The 17,712-nt window shown below is 71.3% G+C and carries 16 protein-coding genes and 2 tRNA genes; 2 read left to right on the top strand and 16 right to left on the bottom strand.

What is annotated here, in order from left to right:
* Positions 1–110: 110 nt before the first annotated feature.
* The 4 genes from ARTHRO9V_RS07475 to ARTHRO9V_RS07460 all read right to left on the bottom strand — a co-directional run bounded on the left by ARTHRO9V_RS07475 (position 111) and on the right by ARTHRO9V_RS07460 (position 2,989).
* Positions 111–452, bottom strand: coding sequence for a hypothetical protein (locus ARTHRO9V_RS07475; protein WP_148053615.1), 342 nt, complete (start codon positions 450–452; stop codon positions 111–113).
* A gap of 115 nt (positions 453–567) precedes the next feature.
* Positions 568–641: transfer RNA gene (locus ARTHRO9V_RS07470), tRNA-Ile, on the bottom strand.
* Positions 642–698: 57 nt separating this feature from the next.
* Complete coding sequence (locus ARTHRO9V_RS07465; RefSeq protein WP_324289741.1) at positions 699–1,982, bottom strand: glycosyltransferase; 1,284 nt, start codon at positions 1,980–1,982, stop codon at positions 699–701.
* Between the two features lie 92 nt (positions 1,983–2,074).
* Positions 2,075–2,989: a DMT family transporter gene (locus tag ARTHRO9V_RS07460; RefSeq protein ID WP_123570787.1), complete on the bottom strand. Its 915-nt coding sequence runs from the start codon at positions 2,987–2,989 to the stop codon at positions 2,075–2,077.
* A gap of 41 nt (positions 2,990–3,030) precedes the next feature.
* Here ARTHRO9V_RS07460 and def point away from each other — a divergent pair, with 41 nt between their 5' ends.
* Entirely contained in the window at positions 3,031–3,597 is a 567-nt protein-coding gene (def, locus tag ARTHRO9V_RS07455) for a peptide deformylase (RefSeq protein WP_056045610.1), read from the top strand.
* A gap of 166 nt (positions 3,598–3,763) precedes the next feature.
* On the opposite strand, the gene ARTHRO9V_RS07450 is transcribed toward def, so the two are convergent.
* From ARTHRO9V_RS07450 to dusB, 10 genes are all read right to left on the bottom strand, one after another.
* Positions 3,764–3,836: transfer RNA gene (locus ARTHRO9V_RS07450), tRNA-Asn, on the bottom strand.
* A gap of 114 nt (positions 3,837–3,950) precedes the next feature.
* Complete coding sequence (locus ARTHRO9V_RS07445) at positions 3,951–4,826, bottom strand: NAD(P)-dependent oxidoreductase (RefSeq protein ID WP_159826447.1); 876 nt, start codon at positions 4,824–4,826, stop codon at positions 3,951–3,953.
* Between the two features lie 186 nt (positions 4,827–5,012).
* Positions 5,013–5,912, bottom strand: coding sequence for an ATP-binding cassette domain-containing protein (locus tag ARTHRO9V_RS07440; protein ID WP_157485310.1), 900 nt, complete (start codon positions 5,910–5,912; stop codon positions 5,013–5,015).
* Between the two features lie 2 nt (positions 5,913–5,914).
* The gene (locus ARTHRO9V_RS07435) at positions 5,915–7,657 is read right to left on the bottom strand and encodes an ABC transporter ATP-binding protein (protein WP_082460242.1); all 1,743 of its coding nucleotides are present in this window, start codon (positions 7,655–7,657) and stop codon (positions 5,915–5,917) included.
* A complete protein-coding gene (locus ARTHRO9V_RS07430) occupies positions 7,654–8,667 on the bottom strand; it encodes an ABC transporter permease (protein WP_056045614.1) in 1,014 nt (337 codons plus the stop codon). Before ARTHRO9V_RS07430 ends, ARTHRO9V_RS07435 begins: the two co-directional genes overlap by 4 nt.
* A gap of 2 nt (positions 8,668–8,669) precedes the next feature.
* Entirely contained in the window at positions 8,670–9,764 is a 1,095-nt protein-coding gene (locus tag ARTHRO9V_RS07425) for an ABC transporter permease (RefSeq protein WP_055972446.1), read from the bottom strand.
* A 158-nt stretch (positions 9,765–9,922) separates the two neighbouring features.
* The gene (locus ARTHRO9V_RS07420) at positions 9,923–11,545 is read right to left on the bottom strand and encodes an ABC transporter substrate-binding protein (RefSeq protein ID WP_056045617.1); all 1,623 of its coding nucleotides are present in this window, start codon (positions 11,543–11,545) and stop codon (positions 9,923–9,925) included.
* 228 nt (positions 11,546–11,773) lie between these two features.
* A complete protein-coding gene (gene dnaG / locus ARTHRO9V_RS07415; protein WP_159826445.1) occupies positions 11,774–13,681 on the bottom strand; it encodes a DNA primase in 1,908 nt (635 codons plus the stop codon).
* A 112-nt stretch (positions 13,682–13,793) separates the two neighbouring features.
* Complete coding sequence (locus ARTHRO9V_RS07410; RefSeq protein WP_082460243.1) at positions 13,794–15,065, bottom strand: deoxyguanosinetriphosphate triphosphohydrolase; 1,272 nt, start codon at positions 15,063–15,065, stop codon at positions 13,794–13,796.
* A 45-nt stretch (positions 15,066–15,110) separates the two neighbouring features.
* Positions 15,111–16,268 (bottom strand): tRNA dihydrouridine synthase DusB, encoded by a 1,158-nt coding sequence (gene dusB, locus ARTHRO9V_RS07405; protein WP_056045623.1) that lies wholly within the window; start codon positions 16,266–16,268, stop codon positions 15,111–15,113.
* Between the two features lie 15 nt (positions 16,269–16,283).
* Here dusB and ARTHRO9V_RS07400 point away from each other — a divergent pair, with 15 nt between their 5' ends.
* The gene (locus tag ARTHRO9V_RS07400) at positions 16,284–16,808 is read left to right on the top strand and encodes an aminoacyl-tRNA deacylase (protein WP_159826443.1); all 525 of its coding nucleotides are present in this window, start codon (positions 16,284–16,286) and stop codon (positions 16,806–16,808) included.
* Here the strand turns inward: ARTHRO9V_RS07400 and ARTHRO9V_RS07395 are convergent.
* Positions 16,798–16,995, bottom strand: coding sequence for a hypothetical protein (locus tag ARTHRO9V_RS07395; protein ID WP_123570174.1), 198 nt, complete (start codon positions 16,993–16,995; stop codon positions 16,798–16,800). The two genes, ARTHRO9V_RS07400 and ARTHRO9V_RS07395, sit on opposite strands and share 11 nt — an antisense overlap.
* Entirely contained in the window at positions 16,992–17,660 is a 669-nt protein-coding gene (locus ARTHRO9V_RS07390) for a DsbA family protein (protein ID WP_159826441.1), read from the bottom strand. Before ARTHRO9V_RS07390 ends, ARTHRO9V_RS07395 begins: the two co-directional genes overlap by 4 nt.
* Positions 17,661–17,712: the final 52 nt, after the last annotated feature.

Below are 17,712 nucleotides of genomic sequence, written 5' to 3'. Positions count from 1 at the left end.
GACGCCGGCCGGTACGACGGGAGTCAGGAGTTGCCGACCACGCGATGGGGTCGAGGCGGTACGGACTGGGGTCGGGCCGGACGGTGGCGCGCGGGCGGTTGCGGCGGCGGTCAGGCGAGGGGGGCGAGGCGCAGCCAGCGCTCCGCGACCTGCGCCTGCGAGACGGGCCCGTCGCCGTCACGGTCGATCTGGGGCGAGTCGAACTCGACCCACCAGGTGCGGGCCGAGCCGCCGATGGCCGACACCCCCTGCCAGGCGCTGCCCCCGGCCCGGACCACGATGCCCGTCGGGCCGTACGGGAACGGCGTAGAAGGGTCCTCGTCCGAGTCGAGGACGTACACCTGGGCCCCCACGCCCATGCGCGCCGGGCCGGATCGCCCGGCGTCGTCGGAGGAGGCGCCGCCCCAGGCGTCGGGGTCGGGCTCCGGCTGTCGGGGCCGCTTGGTGAACATGGACGACATCGTGCCACGCACGACGGACGCCGGGCGACGACGCGGCCGCGCTCACAGCAGGCCCGGAGGCCGCGAACCGACCGGAACCGGGGCAGGCGCCACCGGACACCACGAGTAGGGCGGACGGGACTTGAACCCGTGACCGATCGATTATGAGTCGACTGCTCTAACCGGCTGAGCTACCGCCCCTCGCGTCGGCCCACCGGTGCGAGCCGTGGCCGGCCGGGGCGGTGCCGCGGTCGACCGTCAGTGCGCGCGGTCGGACGCCGCGTCGGTGGAGGGGACCACCGGCTGACCACGATACAGGCTCTCGAACACGCTGAGCGTTCGCTCGATGTCGTGCCCCTCGATCATCTTCAGGCTGGCCCGGCGCATCGCGAGGTACTCGTCGTCGGGGGCGGTCAACACGGTCGTGAGCTTGTCGGCGAGGTCGCGGCTGTCGCCCGGGCGGAAGAGGTAGCCGTTCTGGCCCTCGTCGACCAGGTGCGGCAGGGCCATGGCGTCGGCCACGACGATGGGCAGCCCCGACGCCATCGCCTCGAGGCTGGCGATGCTCTGGAGTTCGGCGATCGACGGCATGGCGAAGACCGTCGACTCGGTCAGCGTGCGTCGCAACTCGTCGTCGGACAGGTACCCGGCGAAGGTGACGACGTCGGCGAGGCCGAGGTCGCGGCTGGTCGTCTGGAGCTGCTTGAAGAGGTCTCCGCCGCCCACGATCGTGAGCGTCGCGCCGAGGGTCGGGTCGAGCAGGGTCATCGCCTTGAGCAGCACGTCGATCTGCTTCTCGGCCGTGACCCGGCCGACGAACACGATGCGGTTCTCGGCCGGACGGGTGTCGAGGGCGGTGTAGTGCCCGGCCTCGATCCCGCAGGAGACGGCGAGCACGCCCGTGACCGCGACCGACTTCTCGAGGAACGTGGCCGCCTTCTGCGTGGGGGTCGTGATCGCCGCGGCCTTGTGGAACGTCTTGCTCGCGTCGTTCCAGGCCATCTGGGTCGCCTTGGCGCGCAGCCCCTTGGGCAGACCGGTGTGCTCGAGCAGGTTCTCGGGCATGAAGTGGTTCGTGGCGACGATCCGCACGCCCCGGCGTTCGGCGACCTGCGCGACGCCCCGGCCCATCACGATGTGCGACTGGATGTGGACGACGTCGGGGTGGATCTCGTCGAAGATCGCCTCGGCGTGCTCCTGCACGCGCCACGGGGTGGCGAAGCGCAGCCAGTCGTGCAGCGGCCACCGCGTCGAGTACAGCCGGTGGACGGTCAACGTCACGCCGCCGTGCTGCTCGAGGAAGGTGCCGTGGTGCCGGCTGGCCGCGGGCACCATGAGGTGCACGTCGTGGCCGCGCTGGGCGAGCCCCACGGCGAGCCGCTCCGTGAAGTTGGCGGCGCCGTTGACGTCGGGCGGGAAGGTGTCGCCCGCGATCAGGACGGTCAGGCGGTCGGACGACCCCGAGGAGGCGCGGGTCGCGACGTCAGCCGACGTCGCGTCGTCGGGTCGGCCGGGTTCCGAGGGCGTCGGGGCAGGTGTCACGGGTCGTGGCGTCCTTCTCGTGCTCGGTGGGGTGTGCGGCGCATCGTGCCCGGACGATCGTCGACCGGCGGGCGAGACGACCCCACGCTAGCTCAGGCTCGGGTCTGGGGATGGTATTTGGCGAGTTGGAACACGCCGTAGACCGCGATGGCGGCCGCGACGACGAAGAAGACGCCGGCGATCGCGGGGGCGTTCTGCGCCTCGCCCAGGACGACGATGCCGATGCCGACCGCGATGAGCGGATCGACGACCGTGAGACCGGCGATGACGAGGTCGGGTGGGCCGGACGAGTAGGCGTTCTGCACGAAGTACCCGCCGAGCAGGCCTGCCGCGAGCAGGAACACGATGCACACGATCGTCAACCAGTCGAAGTTGCCGGCGAAGACCCGGTTGAGGACGACCTTGGCGAGGGTCGCGACGAAGCCGTAGAGCACGCCCGCCGCGATGATGTAGAACAGCGCGCTGCGACGGCGGCGCAACAGGGCGAAGGCGACACCCAGCACGGAGCCGACGACGGCGAGGATCACGAGGACCGTGACGAGCTGCCGCGTGGTGATCTCGGGCTCGATGGCCGTGAAGGCCGCCACGGTGACGAAGAGCCCGACGCCGCCGACGCAGAAGAGGATGGCCCGCTTGGCGCGCCGGTCGAGTCGTCGACCCGTCGAACGGGAGTTGAGGACCGCCGTGATGACGAGGGCGACCGCCCCGAGCGGCTGCACCACGAGGAGCGGGGCGATGCGCAGACTGGTCAGCTGGAAGAGGATCGCGAGGCCGAGCATCAGCGTGCCCAGCACCCACGAGGGGCGGCCCACGAGGGCGAGCACCTGGCGGACGTTCATGCCGCTCTTCGCCGCACCGATCCGTCGCTCGACCTTGGCGACGCCCTGGTGCTGGAGCTGGGCGCCGATCGAGAGGAACACCGCTCCGATCAGCGCGATCGGGATGCCGAGCGCCTGATAGGGGGTCAGGGATACCTGCTGGGTGAGCTCCCCGATGTCCGTCGTCACGGCGTCCACGCTAGCGCCGTGGCGCTGGATAGTCTGGACGAATGGCCGTTCGACCCATTTCCATCACGGGTGACCCCGTGCTCCACTCCCCCGCCTCCGAGGTGACCGTCGTCGACGACGACCTGCGCACCCTCGTCGCCGACATGTTCGAGACGATGGACGCCGCCCCGGGCGTCGGTCTGGCGGGCCCGCAGGTGGGCGTGGGCAAGCGCCTGTTCGTCTACTCGTGGACCGACGACGACGGCGAGCTGTGGCGCGGCGTGGCCATCAACCCGACGCTCTGGCAGAGTCCGCTCTCGATCGAGCCGCTCGACGACGACTCCGAGTCCGAGGGCTGCCTCTCGGTGCCCGGCGAGAGGTTCCCGTTGCGGCGTGCCGACGGCGTCGTGCTGCGGGCCACCGACCTCGACGGCGACGCGGTCGAGATCGAGGCCTGGGGCTGGCTCGCCCGCGTCTTCCAGCACGAGTACGACCACCTCGACGGCATCCTGTACGCGGACCGGCTCGAGCATCCCTTCCACAAGGCGGCCGCGAAGGCGGTCCGCAAGAAGGGCTGGGGACAACCGGGCAGCACCTGGCTGCCGGGCGTCGACCACCTCGAGGACTGACGGCCGGCCCCGGCCGACCCCGCGACCGAGGAGGCGCGTCCTGCGAACCGCAGGACGCGCCTCCTTCTCGTTCGGGCACGGAACGGAACGTAACGGAACGGCGAGAGAGGCCGAGGACGGACCGGGCAAGAGAAAAGGCCCAGAGGGTGGAGCCTCTGGGCCTTCGCTCCCCGAGTTGGACTCGAACCAACAACCTGCCGGTTAACAGCCGGCTGCTCTGCCAATTGAGCTATCGAGGAATGGCAACCGCCCCGGACTTTCGTCCGTGACAGCGGAGACAACACTAGCAAAGATCTGAGCCCCCGAGGGACCACGCCGACGACGCGGCGCGTCGCACGGCTCCGAGCGCCGCGTCAGTACCCGTCGTGCGGGTCGACCACGCCGACGAACTCCCCGTCGCCGAGGAAGGCCCGCACGTTGAGCCGGATGCGCTCGGCCAGCAGCGGGGCCGTCATCTCGGGGGTGTCCGCCTGGTGCGGCGTGACGACGACACGCGGCTCGCCGAAGAGCGGGTGCCCGTCGGGGAGCGGCTCGGGCGTGGTGACGTCGACCCCCGCGCCCCAGAGTCGCTCCGCCCTGACCGCCTCGACGAGGGCGTCCGTGTCGACCAGGCTGCCCCGCGCGACGTTGACGAGCACGGCCGTCGCCGGCAGCAGGGCGAGCCGACGCGCGTCGAGGAGGCCTGCCGTGCCGGGCGTCGCGGCGGCGGCGAGGACGAGGACGTCGGCCTCGGGCAACACCTCGTCGAGTCGCTCGACGGGGACGGTCCGGTCGGCCCCGGGCACGGGTTCGCTCGACCGGCGCACGATGGTCACCCGGACGTCGAACGGGGCCAGGAGGCGCATCAGCTCGATCGCGATGCCCCCCGCCCCGACGATGACGACGTGCCGTCCGTAGAGCGACCGGCCCTGTTGTTCGGTGGCCCAGGAGGTGGCGCGCACGCGCTGGGGAACGACCCTCAGCAGCGACAGCACGAGCATGAGGGCGTGCTCGGCGACGGGTTCGGCGAACGCCCCCTTGGCGCTCGTCCAGAGCGGCAGCGCGCGGTCGGCACGGGCCGTGATGACCTCGGAGAAGGCGTCGACCCCGGCGTAGGGCAGCTGGATCCACTCGATGCCCGGGTTCTCGTCCAGCGCGCGGGCCAGGCCGTCGGGGTCGCGGTACGAGAGCCAGACCAGGCCACGGGTCTCCGGGCCCAGGGGGACGACGTCCGCTCCCCCGGCCCTCACGGCGTCGACGAAGACCGGGGTGGGGCGGGGGAGCGGACGTGGCCACCGAGACGGCACCCGGGGTCGGGCGTCGCCCCGGGGCGAGGACGGGGCCCGCGGTGACGACCGCGCGGTGGCCGCGCGCGCCTCCCGGGCTCGTCGCCCTTGCGGCGTCCGAGGTGGTCGGGCCCGTGGCCGGCTCGGCGGTCACGAGGGCCGGTCTCCGCGGAGGCCGGCGTCGGGGTCGAGCGGTCGCCCGGCCTCGCGCTCCTCCGGGCGGATGATGTCGATCGGGGTCGTCTGCGAGAGCACCTTGACGTAGGGGTCGATGCCGGTCCGCAGGACCTCGTCGATGTCGCCCAGTCCGACCAGACGGCCACCGCGCATGACGGCGACGCGGTCGGTGATCGCTCGGGCCTCGGCCACCGAGGAGGTGACGACGAGCGCCGAGAACTGACGCCCCTCGTGCAGGTTCCCGATGACGTCGAGGACGGCCTGGCGGACGAGCACGTCCACCCCCCGGGCGGGCTCGTCGGCGATCAGCAGCGGGGGCTCGAGGACGAGGCTGCGGGCCAGGGCGACGCGTTGTCGCTGACCGGAACTGAGCTCCCAGGTCTGCTTGAGCATGGTGCCGAGCGGCAGGTGCACGCCGTCGACGAGCGTCGCGACGATGCGCCCGGCCTCGGTGCGGTCGAACTTGCGGTCGCGCTGGTAGATCGGCTCGGCGATGGCCTCGCCGACGGTCAGGTCGGGACTCAGCCGCTCGCCGTCGTCCTGCGCCAGGTAGCCGACCATGGCCGAGAGCCGGTCCCGGCGCCGGCCCGAGAGCTTGCCGACGTCCTGGCCGAAGACCCGTGCGGTCCCACCGACCAGACGCGGGCGCCCCTCGTCGACGCGGCCCGTGCCGGTCAGTCCGGCGAGGGCCATCGCGAGCGTCGACTTGCCCGAACCGCTCTCGCCGAGCACGGCGACGATCTCGCCCGGCTCGACCCGCAGGGTGACCCCGTCGACGGCGCGCACGGCCGGATGGCCCGCCCGGGCGGGGTAGAGCAGCGACAGGTCGTCGGTGACGACCGGCTGGTCGAGGTCGAGCTCGCGACCCGGCACCGTCAGGCCGCCCCGACGGTGTCGGTTCCGCGCTCCGGGTCGCCCGCCGCCCGGCGGTCGAGTTCGGCCAACCGCTCGCGGCGGGACGCCTGCTCGATCGGATCGGGCACCGGCAGCGACGCCAGCAGGCGCTGCGTGTAGGGATGCTCGGGCGCGCCGAGGACCTGGTCGTTCGGTCCGCTCTCGATCAGGTCGCCGTGGAACAGCACGCCGATCCGGTCGGCCAGCATGTTGACGACCGCGAGGTCGTGGCTGATGAACAGGGCGGCGAAGCCCAGCTGCGACTGCAACTCGGTGAACAGCTCGAGCACCCGGGCCTGCACGGAGACGTCCAACGCGCTGGTGGGCTCGTCCGCGATCAACAGCGTCGGGTCGAGGGCGAGCGACCGGGCGAGGCTCGCCCGCTGACGCTGCCCGCCGCTGAGCTCGTGGGGGTACCGGTCGGCGAACGACTTGGGCAGCTGGACCGCCTCGAGGAGTTCGTCGACGCGCGGACGGGCGGCCCGGGCGTCCTTCGCACGACCGTGCACGATGAGCGGCTCGGCCACGCACTCGGCGATCGTCAGCAACGGGTTGAAGCTCGACGCGGGGTCCTGGAAGACGAAGCCGATGTCGGCGCGCTTCGGCTTGAAGTCACGCTCGTGCACCCCGTTCATCTCGATGCCCAGCACCTCGAGCGACCCCCCGGTGACCTTCGTCAGCCCGGCGATGGCCCGTCCGATCGTCGTCTTGCCGGAACCGCTCTCGCCGACGAGGCCGAGGACCTCGCCGCGGGCGATGGTGAAGTCGACGCCCTTGACGGCCCGGAAGCCGCCGCGGCCGAGGCGACCGGGGTACTCGATCTCGAGACCCCGGGCACGTACGACGACCTCGCTGTCGGCGGGCTGCTCCTGCTGCGTGTGGCCGCGGGCCTCGAGCTTCGGCACCGAGCCGAGCAGGCGCTTCGTGTAGTCGTCCTGCGGGTTCGCGAACAGCTCGACGGCCGGGGCCTGCTCGACGACCTTGCCGAGGTACATGACGGCGACGCGGTCGGCGAGGTCGGCGACGACGCCCATGTTGTGGGTGATCAGCACGATTGCCGTGCCGAACTCGTCCCGGCAGCGGCGCAACAGGTCGAGGATCTCGGCCTGCACGGTCACGTCGAGGGCCGTGGTCGGCTCGTCCGCGACGATCACCGACGGGTCGAGCACGAGCGCCATCGCGATGACCACGCGCTGCTTCTGCCCGCCCGAGAACTGGTGCGGGTAGTAGTCGACGCGGGTCTCGGGGTCGGGGATGCCCACGCGACGCAGGATGTCGATCGCCTTGACCCGCGCCTCCTTGCGTCCGACCTTGCCGTGGGCCCGCAGGCCCTCGGCGATCTGCCAGCCCACCGTGTAGACGGGGTTGAGCGCGGTCGACGGCTCTTGGAAGACCATGGCGACGTCGGTGCCGCGGAGCTCGCGCACCTTCTTCGGGCCGACCTCGAGGACGTTCTGCCCCGAGAGCAGCACGGCACCGGTGGCGACCGCGGTCTCGGGCAAGAGGCCGAGGATCGTCTTCGCCGTGACGGTCTTGCCGCTCCCCGACTCGCCGACGATCGCCAGCACCTCGCCGGCGCGGACGTCGAGCGTCACGCCCTGGACGGCCGCGACGTCGCCGCCGTCGGTCGCGAAGGTCACCTCGAGGTCGGTGATGCCGACGGCGACGGGGCGCTCGTCGCGCGGCGTCGCGGGTCGGCCGGTCGTGGTCGTGTCGGCGGTCATGCGGTCACCTCGTCGTGGGTCGTGGTCGGGGCCTGCTCGGTGCGGCGGGTGCCCTTGGTCTTGCGCTTCGCGCGACGGCGGGTCCGGAGGCGCGGGTCGGCCAGGTCGTTCAGGCTCTCGCCCATCAGCGTGATGCCGAGCACCATCAGCACGATCGCCGCACCGGGGAAGACGCCGGTCCACCAGATGCCGCTGGCGGTGTCGGAGAGCGCGCGGTTCAGGTCGTAACCCCACTCGGCCGCCGCGGTCGGGCCGATGCCGAACCCCAGGAAGCCGAGGGCCGCCAGGGTCAGGATCGCCTCGGACGCGTTGAGCGTGAGGATCAGGGGCAGGCTCCGCGTGGCGTTGCGGAGGACGTGCTTGAACATGATGCGGCCCGTGCTGCTGCCGTTCACCTTGGCCGACTCGACGAACGCCTCGGCCTTGAGCCTCGTTGCCTCGGCGCGGACGACGCGGAAGTACTGCGGGACGTACACCACGGTGATCGAGATGCCCGCCGAGACGATGCCGCCCCAGAGGCTCGACTGGCCCCCGCTGATGACGATCGAGACGACGATGGCGAGCAGCAGCGAGGGGAACGCGTAGACCGCGTCGGCGACGACGACGAGCACGCGGTCGAGCCACCCGCCGAGGTAGCCCGAGATCAGGCCGAGCGTCACGCCGATCGTGATCGACAGCACCACGGCCACGATGACGACGGCCACGGCGGTCCGGGTGCCCCACATGACGCGGCTGAACACGTCGTAGCCGCCGACAGTCGTCCCCCAGAGGTGCTCGGCCGACGGTGGCGCCTGGCGCGGGAAGGCCTCGGTGGCACCGCGCAGCTGGCCGAAGCCGTAGGGCGCGATGAGGGGGGCGAAGATCGCCAGCAGCACGAACACGGCGACGATGACGACGCCGGTCAGCAGCATGCCGCGCTGCAGCCCCACCGAACGGCGGATCTGGGCGACGACGGGGAGGCGCTTGTAGAGGGGTTCGCGGCGGTCGGCCGCGACGGTCGAATCGGTCATGGTCAGTACCTCACGCGGGGGTCGATCAGGGCGGCGATCACGTCGACCACGAAGTTGGTCACGGCGACGATGACGGCGAGCACGGCGACGATGCCCTGCACGGCGATGAAGTCGCGGGCCGACAGGTACTGCTGCAGCTGGAAGCCCAGCCCCCGCCAGCCGAAGGTGGTCTCGGTCAGCACCGAGCCGCCGAGCAGCATCGCGATCTGCAGCCCCATGACGGTGATGATCGGGATCAGGGCGGGCTTGAGCGCATGGGCCCGGACGAGCCGGAACTCGCTGACGCCCCGCGACCGCGCCGCGTCGACGTACTCGGAACCGAGCGTGCCGATGACGTTCGTGCGCACCAGGCGCAGGAAGATGCCGGCGGTCAGCACGCCGAGCGCGAGGGCGGGCAGCACGGCGTGCGAGAGGACGTCGACGATGATCGTCGAGTTGCCGGTCCGCAGGGCGTCGACGATGTAGATGCCCGTGGGGTTGTCGATGCGCCCCAGGGCGATGGCGACCCGCGTGCTGGCACGACCGCCGAGCGGGAGCCAGCCGAGCCAGACCGAGAAGGTGAGCTTGAGCAACAGGCCCGCGAAGAAGACCGGGGTCGCATAGGCGAGGATCGCCAACACGCGCAGGATCGCGTCGGGCCAACGGTCGCGCACGTACGCGGCGAGCATGCCGAGCGGGATGCCCAGCACGAGCGCGACGATCAGCGCGTAGAAGACCAGCTCGATCGTGGCGCTGCCGTACTGCAGCAGGATGCCGCTGATCTCGCGGTTGTCGGTCGCGGTGGTGCCGAAGTCGCCTCGGACGATCTGGCCGAGGTACTCGAGGTACTGCACGATCACTGGGCGGTCGTAGCCGGCGGCGGCGAGACGCTCCTGCAGCTGGGCCTCGGTGAGTCGCCCGCCGACGGAGGCGGTGATCGGGTTGCCGACCACGCGCATCAGGAAGAACACGAGCGTGACGAGGATGAACACGGTGGGCACGATGAGGATCGCGCGGATCACGATGTAGCGTCCGAGGCCGCCGCCGCCGGAACTCCGGGACTTCCCGGGACTGGAGGTGGGCGGTGCCGTGAGGGAACCGTCGGTGATCAGGGTCACGTCGTTGGGCCTTTCGATGGTGTGGTGCCGGTCGCAGACCGGAGGGGGCGCCCCGCGGTGTCGCGGGTCGCCCCCTCGGCGTACGGCCGTGGTGCGGAGTCCCCCGTCCCCCGAGGCCGACCGGCGGACCGGCGGGACTCAGGGGACGGGGAGGCGCGTCAGCGGCTCAGCGCACCGTAACGGAACTTGAACGACGCGTCGAGCGTGTCGTCCACGCCCTTCACGTCGGACTGCGAGACGACGACCTGCGTGCCCTGCAGCAGCGGCAGGGTCGGCAGGTCGGCCGCGACGGCGTCCTGGATGTCCCCGATGGTCGCCTCACGAGCCGAGGCGTCCTGCTCGCCGATCTCCTTCGTCAGCAGACCCTGGACGGTCGGGCTGTCGTAGTGGTTGCCGACGAAGTTGTCCGCGCTGAAGAACGGCGTCAGGTAGTTGTCGGCGTCCGAGAAGTCGGGGAACCAACCCAGCTGGTAGACGGGGTAGGCGTCCTCGCGGCGCTCGGTGCTGTAGGTGTCCCACAGGGTCGACTGGAGGTTGACGGTGAACAGGCCGCTCGCCTCGAGCTGCGACTTGATCAGCGCGTACTCCTCGTCGCTCGACGCACCGTAGTGGTCGGGGCTGTACTGCAGGTCGATCGACACCGGGGTGCTCACGCCGGCGGCCGACAGGGCCGCGGCGGCCTTGTCGACGTCGGGGCCCCCCTGGCCGTCGCCGTAGAGGCCCTCGAGGGGCGTCGTCGCACCGGTCAGGCCGTCGGGGACGACCGAGTAGAGCGGCGTGTAGGTGTCGTTGTAGACGTCCTTGGCCAGGGCGGCACGGTCGACCGTGTCGGCCACGGACTGACGCACGGCCAGGGCCTTGGCCGGGTCGGCGTCGGGCTGCGTGGCACCGTAGGGCATGGTGTTGAAGTTGAACACCAGGTAGCGGATCTCGCCGCCGGGGCCGTTGTGCACGGTGAGCGCGTCGTCCTTGGCCAGGTCGGCCAGGTCGGTCGGGCTCAGGCTGCGGTTCGCGACGTCGACGTCGCCGTTCTGGACGGCGAGCTTGAGGTCGGTCTCTTCGGTGTAGTAGGTCGCCGTGACCGAGTCGGTCTTCGGGGCACCGAGCACGCCGTCGTAGGCGTCGTTCGCCTCGTAGGCGATCGTCTCGTTCTGCGAGTAGTCGGTGATCGTGTACTGACCCGAGAAGGCGTTGCCCTTGACGATGTCGTCGGCGTCGGTGAGCCCGGTCGCCGAGAAGACGTCCTCGTCGACGATCGGGCCGGCGGGGCTCGAGAGCACCTGGGGCCAGGTCTGGTCGGCCGACTTGAGCGTGAAGACGACGGTCGTGTCGTCGGGCGCGTCGGTGCTGGCCAGGTTGCCGAGCAACGACGACGGGCCGTTGGGGTCGGCGATGGCCAGCTGGCGGTCGAAGCTGAACTTGACGTCGCTCGAGGTGAGCGCGTTGCCGTTCGCGAAGGTCAGTCCGTCCTTGAGCTTGACCGTGTACTCGGTCGGGCTGGTGAAGTCGGCGGACTCGGCCAGGTCGGGCTCGACGTCGGGGCTGCCGTACGGGGCGTTCGTCAGGAAGCCGAACACCTGGTTCTGGACGGCGAACGAGCCGTTGTCGTACGAACCGGCCGGGTCGAGCGACGTGATGACGTCGGTCGTGCCGATGCTGAGACCGTCGAGGGCGTCGGTCGCGTCACCACCGGAGGCGCAGCCCGAGAGGACGAGTGCGGTGGCAGCGGCGCCACCGACGACGGCGAGGGCGCGTCGGGCGAGCGTGGAGTCGGATGTCATATCCGGTTACCTCTTTCTCTGTGTGCAAGGGGCCCCGGGCCGTGCTGTGGACGCGGCCGTTTCAGGGAACGTCCATTGGTAACACACACGTGAGCGCGAGACGGGCTCATCGCGCAACTGTTTACAGGCCCGCAACGAACCCTTGCCAACTGGTCGCCTCGAGGCCGGCGGAGCGTCCTCGCGATGTATGCGCGTTCAGGCCCGAGTGCCACATGGCGGCCCCCGACCTCACTCTTGGCGGATGGACCGACGCTCGGCCTCGACGGCGGCGATCCGCACCTGGATCTCACGCCAGCGTTCGGGTTCGGTCTTCATGTCGGTGCGGAACGACTGCCCGAGCAGTTCGGACTTCTCGCGGATCAGGTCGCGCTCGACGATCGAGACGACGATGCCGCGACAGTAGGTCGTGATCTCGCGTCCCTCGCGTTCGGGGATGGGGGCGACGGCGAGCTCCTTCGCCAGGGCGTCGAACGGCGACGGGGTCTGGCCGAGGACGACGTCGAGCCAGTCGGCCGAGTCGAACCGGTCGAGGCTCGCGCCGATCGCGTCGCGGACGACGGCCAGCGCACCGTTCTCGATGCGTGCCCGTGCCGCCCGCTGCATGAGTTCGAAGCCGACCGTCGCCGGGTGCTGCAGCATCGCCATGAGCGCGTCGCGCTCGGTGCGGGTGGTCAGGTCGCCCGGGAGCGTCAGCAGGCTCGGCCCGGCCGGCTCGTCGGGCACCGGCGGCAGGCTCGTGATCGACTGTCGGCCGTCGGTGGCGCTCTTGGGCTGCGACCGCTCGAGCGCGTTCTGCGCCGAGGAGGCGCGACCCGCGTCGTCGACGGACCGAGCGACGTCGGCCGGGTCGAGCCCCAGCCACCCGGCCAGCGACCGCACGTAGCCCTGGGTCATCGAGCGGTCCCGGATGCCCGCCACCACCGGCGAGGCCGCCCGGAGCGCCGACACGCGACCCTCGACCGTCTCGAGGTCGTGCCCGTCGATGAGCCGGCGGATCATGAACTCGAACATCGGACGCTTGGTCGAGATGAGGCGGCGCACGGCGTCGTCGCCGCGGTTCAGCCTGAGGTCGCACGGGTCGAGCCCGTCGGGGGCCACGGCGACGAAGGTCTGTGCGGCGAACCGCTGCTCTTCGGCGAACGCGCGCGACGCCGCCTTCTGGCCCGCCTCGTCGGGGTCGAAGGTGAAGACGACCTCGCCGCCGGTCGAGGTGTCGGCCCCGCTGACGTCGCCGAGCATGGGTCGCAGCACCTTGATGTGGTCCACGCCGAACGACGTGCCGCAGGTCGCGACGGCCGTCGTGACCCCGGCCAGGTGGCACGCCATCACGTCGGTGTAGCCCTCGACGATGACGACCTGCTTGCCCTTCGAGATGTCCCGACGGGCCAGGTCGAGCCCGTAGAGCACCTGGGACTTGTGGTAGATCGGCGTCTCGGGGGTGTTGAGGTACTTCGGGCCCTTGTCGTCCTCGAGCAACCGACGCGCGCCGAACCCGATGGTCGACCCCGTGACGTCGCGGATCGGCCACACCAGCCGCCCGCGGAAGCGGTCGTAGGGGCTGCGGTCGCCCTGGCTCAGCAACCCCGCGGTGACGAGCTCGTCGTCGCGGTAACCGAGCCCCTTGAGGTGCGACCGCAGGGCGTCGAACGACTTGGGGGCGAACCCCACGCCGAACCGCTCGGCCGCGGCCGGGTCGAACCCCCGCTCGCCGAGGAAGCGCCGGGCGGGCTCGGCGTCGGCGGCCGTGAGGTGGTCCACGAAGAACTCGCGCGCGGCCTCGTTCGCCGAGATCAGACGCGCCCTGTTGCCGTGGTCGCTGGCCTGCCCGCCGTCCTCGTAGTGCAGCTCGAAACCGATGCGCGCCGCCATGCGTTCGACCGCTTCTTGGAAGGTCGTGTGGTCGGTCTTCATGACGAAGCTGAAGACGTCGCCGTCCTCACCGCAGCCGAAGCAGTGGTACCGCCCCACCTGGGGCCGCACGTGGAAGCTCGGACTGCGCTCGTCGTGGAACGGGCAGAGCCCCTTGAGCGACCCCACGCCCGCCCCCTTGAGCGTGACGTGGTCGCCGACGATGTCGGCGATGTTGGTGCGCGACCGGACCTCGTCGATGTCGTTGCGTTTGATCAGGCCGGGCACGTGTCGATTGTAGGTCGAGCCACCGACCACGCCGACCCGGGAGGTCGGCCGCGGGAGGACGAGGAGGCGCGGTGCGGCCGGTCGGGACCCGCGCCTCCTCGGCGACTCGCCGTCAGCGGCCGGCGGTGAGCCGGTCGTGCCACGCCATGGCGCTCTGGTCGGTCAGCGAGGCGACCTGGTCGACGACGACCCGGCGCCTCGCGGCGTCGTCGTCCGCCGAGGCCCAGTCGGCGGCGAAGCCACGGTCGAGTTCTGACGGGCCCGCCTGCCACAGGGCGTCGGCGAGGCTCGTCAGGACCTCGCGCTGGCGCAGGTAGATGGGCTGCCGGTTGTCCCGCGTCATGACGAAGGCCGCGACGATGCCCTTGAGCACGGCGATCTCGCCGATCACGTCCGGGGCGACGACCACCGACGCGCCGAAGCGCATCAGGGCGTCACCGGGATAGGACTCACGCGTCGCCTGGGTGGCCGAACCGGCGAAGCGCCCGATCAGCTGGCTCGTGAGGTTCTTGAGACGGGCCTGCGCGAACCGGCTGCCGTCGTACGACTCGAGCCAGAACGGCAGCGCCTGCAACCGGTCGAAGGCCTCGGTCAACTCGTCGCGACTGAGCTCTCCGCCGACCCACTCGTGCATGGCCGTCACGAGCGAGTCGTGGTCGACCCGCGCCCCGAGGGCGGCCACGTCGACGTAGCCGTTGACCACGGCGTCCTCGAAGTCGTGGACCGAGTACGCGATGTCGTCGCTGAGGTCCATGACCTGGGCCTCGACGCACCGCCGGCGACGCGGGGCACCCCGACGCAGCCACTCGAAGGCGGCCGTGTCGTCGTCGTAGAAACCGAACTTCATGCGACCGCCCGGGTCGGGGATGCCCTGGGCCGCGGGCCACGGGTACTTGCAGCTGGCGTCGAGGCTGGCACGGGTGAGGTTCAGCCCGAAGCTGCGTCCCGTCGCGTCGATGACCTTCGGCTCGATGCGGGTCAGCAGACGCAGGGTCTGCGCGTTGCCCTCGAAGCCGCCGATGTCGGTCGACCAGTCGTTCAGCGCCCGCTCGCCGTTGTGCCCGAACGGCGGGTGGCCGAGGTCGTGCGCGAGGCAGGCCGTGTCGACGACGTCGGGATCGAGGCCGAGGCTCGTGGCGAGCTCGCGACCGACCTGCGCCACCTCGAGCGAGTGCGTCAGCCGGTTACGCGCGAAGTCGAGGCCGGCCGTGGGGCTCAGCACCTGCGTCTTGGCCGCCAGGCGCCGGAGCGCGCTGGAGTGCAGCAACCGGGCCCGGTCGCGGGCGAAGTCGCTTCGCCGGTTGGAGTGCTGCTCGGGCGCCCAGCGCTCGGAGTCGGCGGGGTCGTACCCGGGGGTGGCGCTCGGCAGGGCTTCGGTGGACACCGGGGCCTCTCGGTCGGGACGGGAAGGGATCTCGGGAGGGGGTGCCTAGCCGCCGCTGTGGTGCAGCTCGGCCGCGGCGAGCTCGGCCTTGAAGGCCTCGTCGAGCTCGCGGCTCTCGAGCCACCGATCGGGCAGGGCGGGCCGCTTCGGGCTGCCCGCACGGCCACGCGGCCCCTCGGCCGCCTCGCCGGGGTACTGCTCGTGGGGGTCCATCGTGGCGAGCAGGTCGTCGATCTGCTGCAACGAGTCGGCCAGGGCGAGAGCCGCCCGGACCTCACCGCCCACGGGGTAGCCCTTGAAGTACCACGCGACGTGCTTGCGCATGTCGCGGCAGGCGCGGCCCTCGTCGCCCGACCAGAACTCGACCATGAGTTCGGCGTGGCGCCGGAAGGCCCGTCCCACCTCGCCGAGCGTCGGCTCGGCCTTCAGGTCTTCGCCGCGGAAGGCCGCGGCGAGGTCGCCGAACAGCCACGGCCGACCGAGGCAGCCGCGACCCACGACGACGCCGTCACACCCGGTCTCGTCGACCATGCGCAGGGCGTCGGCCGCCGACCAGATGTCGCCGTTGCCGAGGACCGGCACGTCGGTCACGGTCTGCTTCAGGGTGGCGATGGCGGACCAGTCGGCGGTGCCCGAGTAGAAGTCGGCGGCCGTGCGGGCGTGCAGCGCGATGCTCGCGACCCCGGCCCCCTGGGCGGCTCGACCGGCCTCGAGATAGGTGAGGTGGTCGTCGTCGATGCCCTTGCGCATCTTGACGGTCAACGGGATGTCGCCGGCGGCCTTGACGGCACCCTCGACGATCTCGCGGAAGAGGCCGATCTTCCAGGGGAGGGCCGAGCCACCGCCCTTGCGCGTGACCTTGGGCACCGGGCAGCCGAAGTTGAGGTCGATGTGGTCGGCGCGGTCCTCGGCGACGAGCATGGTGACCGCCTCGGCCACCGTGTTCGGCTCGACGCCGTAGAGCTGGATGCTGCGCGGCGTCTCGGACTCGTGGTGCTGGATGAGGCGCATCGACTCGGGCGTGCGCTCGACCAGCGCCCGACTCGTGATCATCTCGCTCACGTAGAGGCCGGCGCCGTACTCGCGACAGAGGCGGCGGTACGCCGTGTTGGTGATTCCGGCCATGGGGGCGAGCACGACGGGCGAGGCCACGTCGATCGGTCCGATCGAGAGGCCGCGCGAGGGCAGGGTGGTGGTGGACATCGTTACGATTCTCCCATGAGCGACGGCGGGCTGACGAGTGGTGTGGACGACGCGGACGTCGGGGGCGACCAGGGTCGACTCGACGGCGCGGACCGGGTGCGGGCGGACGCCGCTGCGCGCGGTCTCGCGGTCGAGATCGTCGCGCGCCCCGCGGCCGACTCGCTCGAGGCCGCTGCCGCTCTGCTCGGGCTGCAACCGTCCGACATCCTGAAGAGCCTGGTGGTCAAGCGACACGACGGCTCGTTCCTGTTCGCGCTCGTGCCGGGCGACCGACAGATCTCGTGGGCGAAGCTCCGAGCCGTCGTGGGCGTCAACAAGCTGTCGATGCCGAGCGCCGACGTCGCCCTCGAGGTCACCGGATACGAGCGGGGCACCATCACCCCCCTGGGCAGCTCGACCGCGTGGCCCGTGGTCGCGGACTCCCGAATCGTGGGGAGGCGCGTCGCCCTGGGTGCCGGAGCCCACGGCTTCAGCGCCTTCGTCGAGGCCGACGACCTCGTCGCCGCGTACGACGCGACCGTGGCCGACGTCAGCGACTGACGCCGCGCCTCCCGGGCTCGGCGGCCGGGGACCCGACCGCGGACGTGCCCTCGGCGACCGGGGGGACGACCAGACAGGAGTCCCCCTCACAGGCGACGGCGTCCGGTGCACCGAGCATGGTCAACGGCGCGGACGGCGTCGCGAGCCCGGCCCCCGACCCGGCCCCGGCCTCGCGGGAATCGCTCATCGGGCCACCTCGGAGGCGACCTGCTCGAGGGCCTGGACGAACGTCTCGGGAGCCTGGGCGCCCGAGATGCCGTACTTGCCGTCGAGGACGAAGAACGGGACGCCGGTGATGCCGAAGGCCTGCGCCTGGGCCTGGTCGGACCGCACGTCGTCGAGGTGACGCCCGGTCTCGAGAGCTTCGCGCGCCTCCTGCTCGTCGAGGCCGACCTCGGCGGCCAACGTGACGAGATCGTCGACGCGGCCCACGTGGCGGCCCTCCTCGAAGTAGGCGTGGAGGAGGCGTTCCTTCATCTCGGCCTGACGCCCGTTCGCCTTGGCGAAGTGGAGCAGCTCGTGCGCCTTGACCGTGTTGGTGTGCTGCAGGTGCTCGAAGTCGTAGGCGAGGCCGACCTCGGACGCGATGCCGGCGACGGTGTCGAGCATGCCGCGGACCTGGTCGGCGGGCATGCCCTTGTGCTTCGAGAGGAAGTCGACCTCGTCGCCCTCGAAGTCGACCGGGGTGTCGGGCGAGAGCTCGAACGAGTGGTACTCGACCTCGACGGGGCCGTCGAAACGTCGCACGGCCTCCTCGAACTTGCGCTTGCCGATGAAGCACCACGGGCAGGCGATGTCGGACCAGATGTCGACCTTGACGGTCGCGGACGGGGTGGCTGGGTCTGCGGTCACGGCAGGCCCAACCCTCGGCCGTGCCCCGCCATTCCCCGCGCCGTCCCTCCGC

This window comes from Frigoribacterium sp. 9N, assembly GCF_902506305.1.
GTDB lineage: Bacteria > Actinomycetota > Actinomycetes > Actinomycetales > Microbacteriaceae > Frigoribacterium.
The sequence above is the reverse complement of the archived record's forward strand: the minus strand, read 5'-3'. Positions and strand labels throughout refer to the sequence as shown.

Coding starts and splice junctions, on each gene's coding strand:
- ARTHRO9V_RS07395 (WP_123570174.1), bottom strand. CDS start 16,995: ATGAGCGATTCCCGCGAGGCCGGGGCCGGGTCGGGGGCCGGGCTCGCG.
- ARTHRO9V_RS07420 (WP_056045617.1), bottom strand. CDS start 11,545: ATGACATCCGACTCCACGCTCGCCCGACGCGCCCTCGCCGTCGTCGGT.
- ARTHRO9V_RS07400 (WP_159826443.1), top strand. CDS start 16,284: ATGAGCGACGGCGGGCTGACGAGTGGTGTGGACGACGCGGACGTCGGG.
- dusB (WP_056045623.1), bottom strand. CDS start 16,268: ATGTCCACCACCACCCTGCCCTCGCGCGGCCTCTCGATCGGACCGATC.
- ARTHRO9V_RS07435 (WP_082460242.1), bottom strand. CDS start 7,657: ATGACCGCCGACACGACCACGACCGGCCGACCCGCGACGCCGCGCGAC.
- ARTHRO9V_RS07475 (WP_148053615.1), bottom strand. CDS start 452: ATGTTCACCAAGCGGCCCCGACAGCCGGAGCCCGACCCCGACGCCTGG.
- def (WP_056045610.1), top strand. CDS start 3,031: ATGGCCGTTCGACCCATTTCCATCACGGGTGACCCCGTGCTCCACTCC.
- ARTHRO9V_RS07430 (WP_056045614.1), bottom strand. CDS start 8,667: ATGACCGATTCGACCGTCGCGGCCGACCGCCGCGAACCCCTCTACAAG.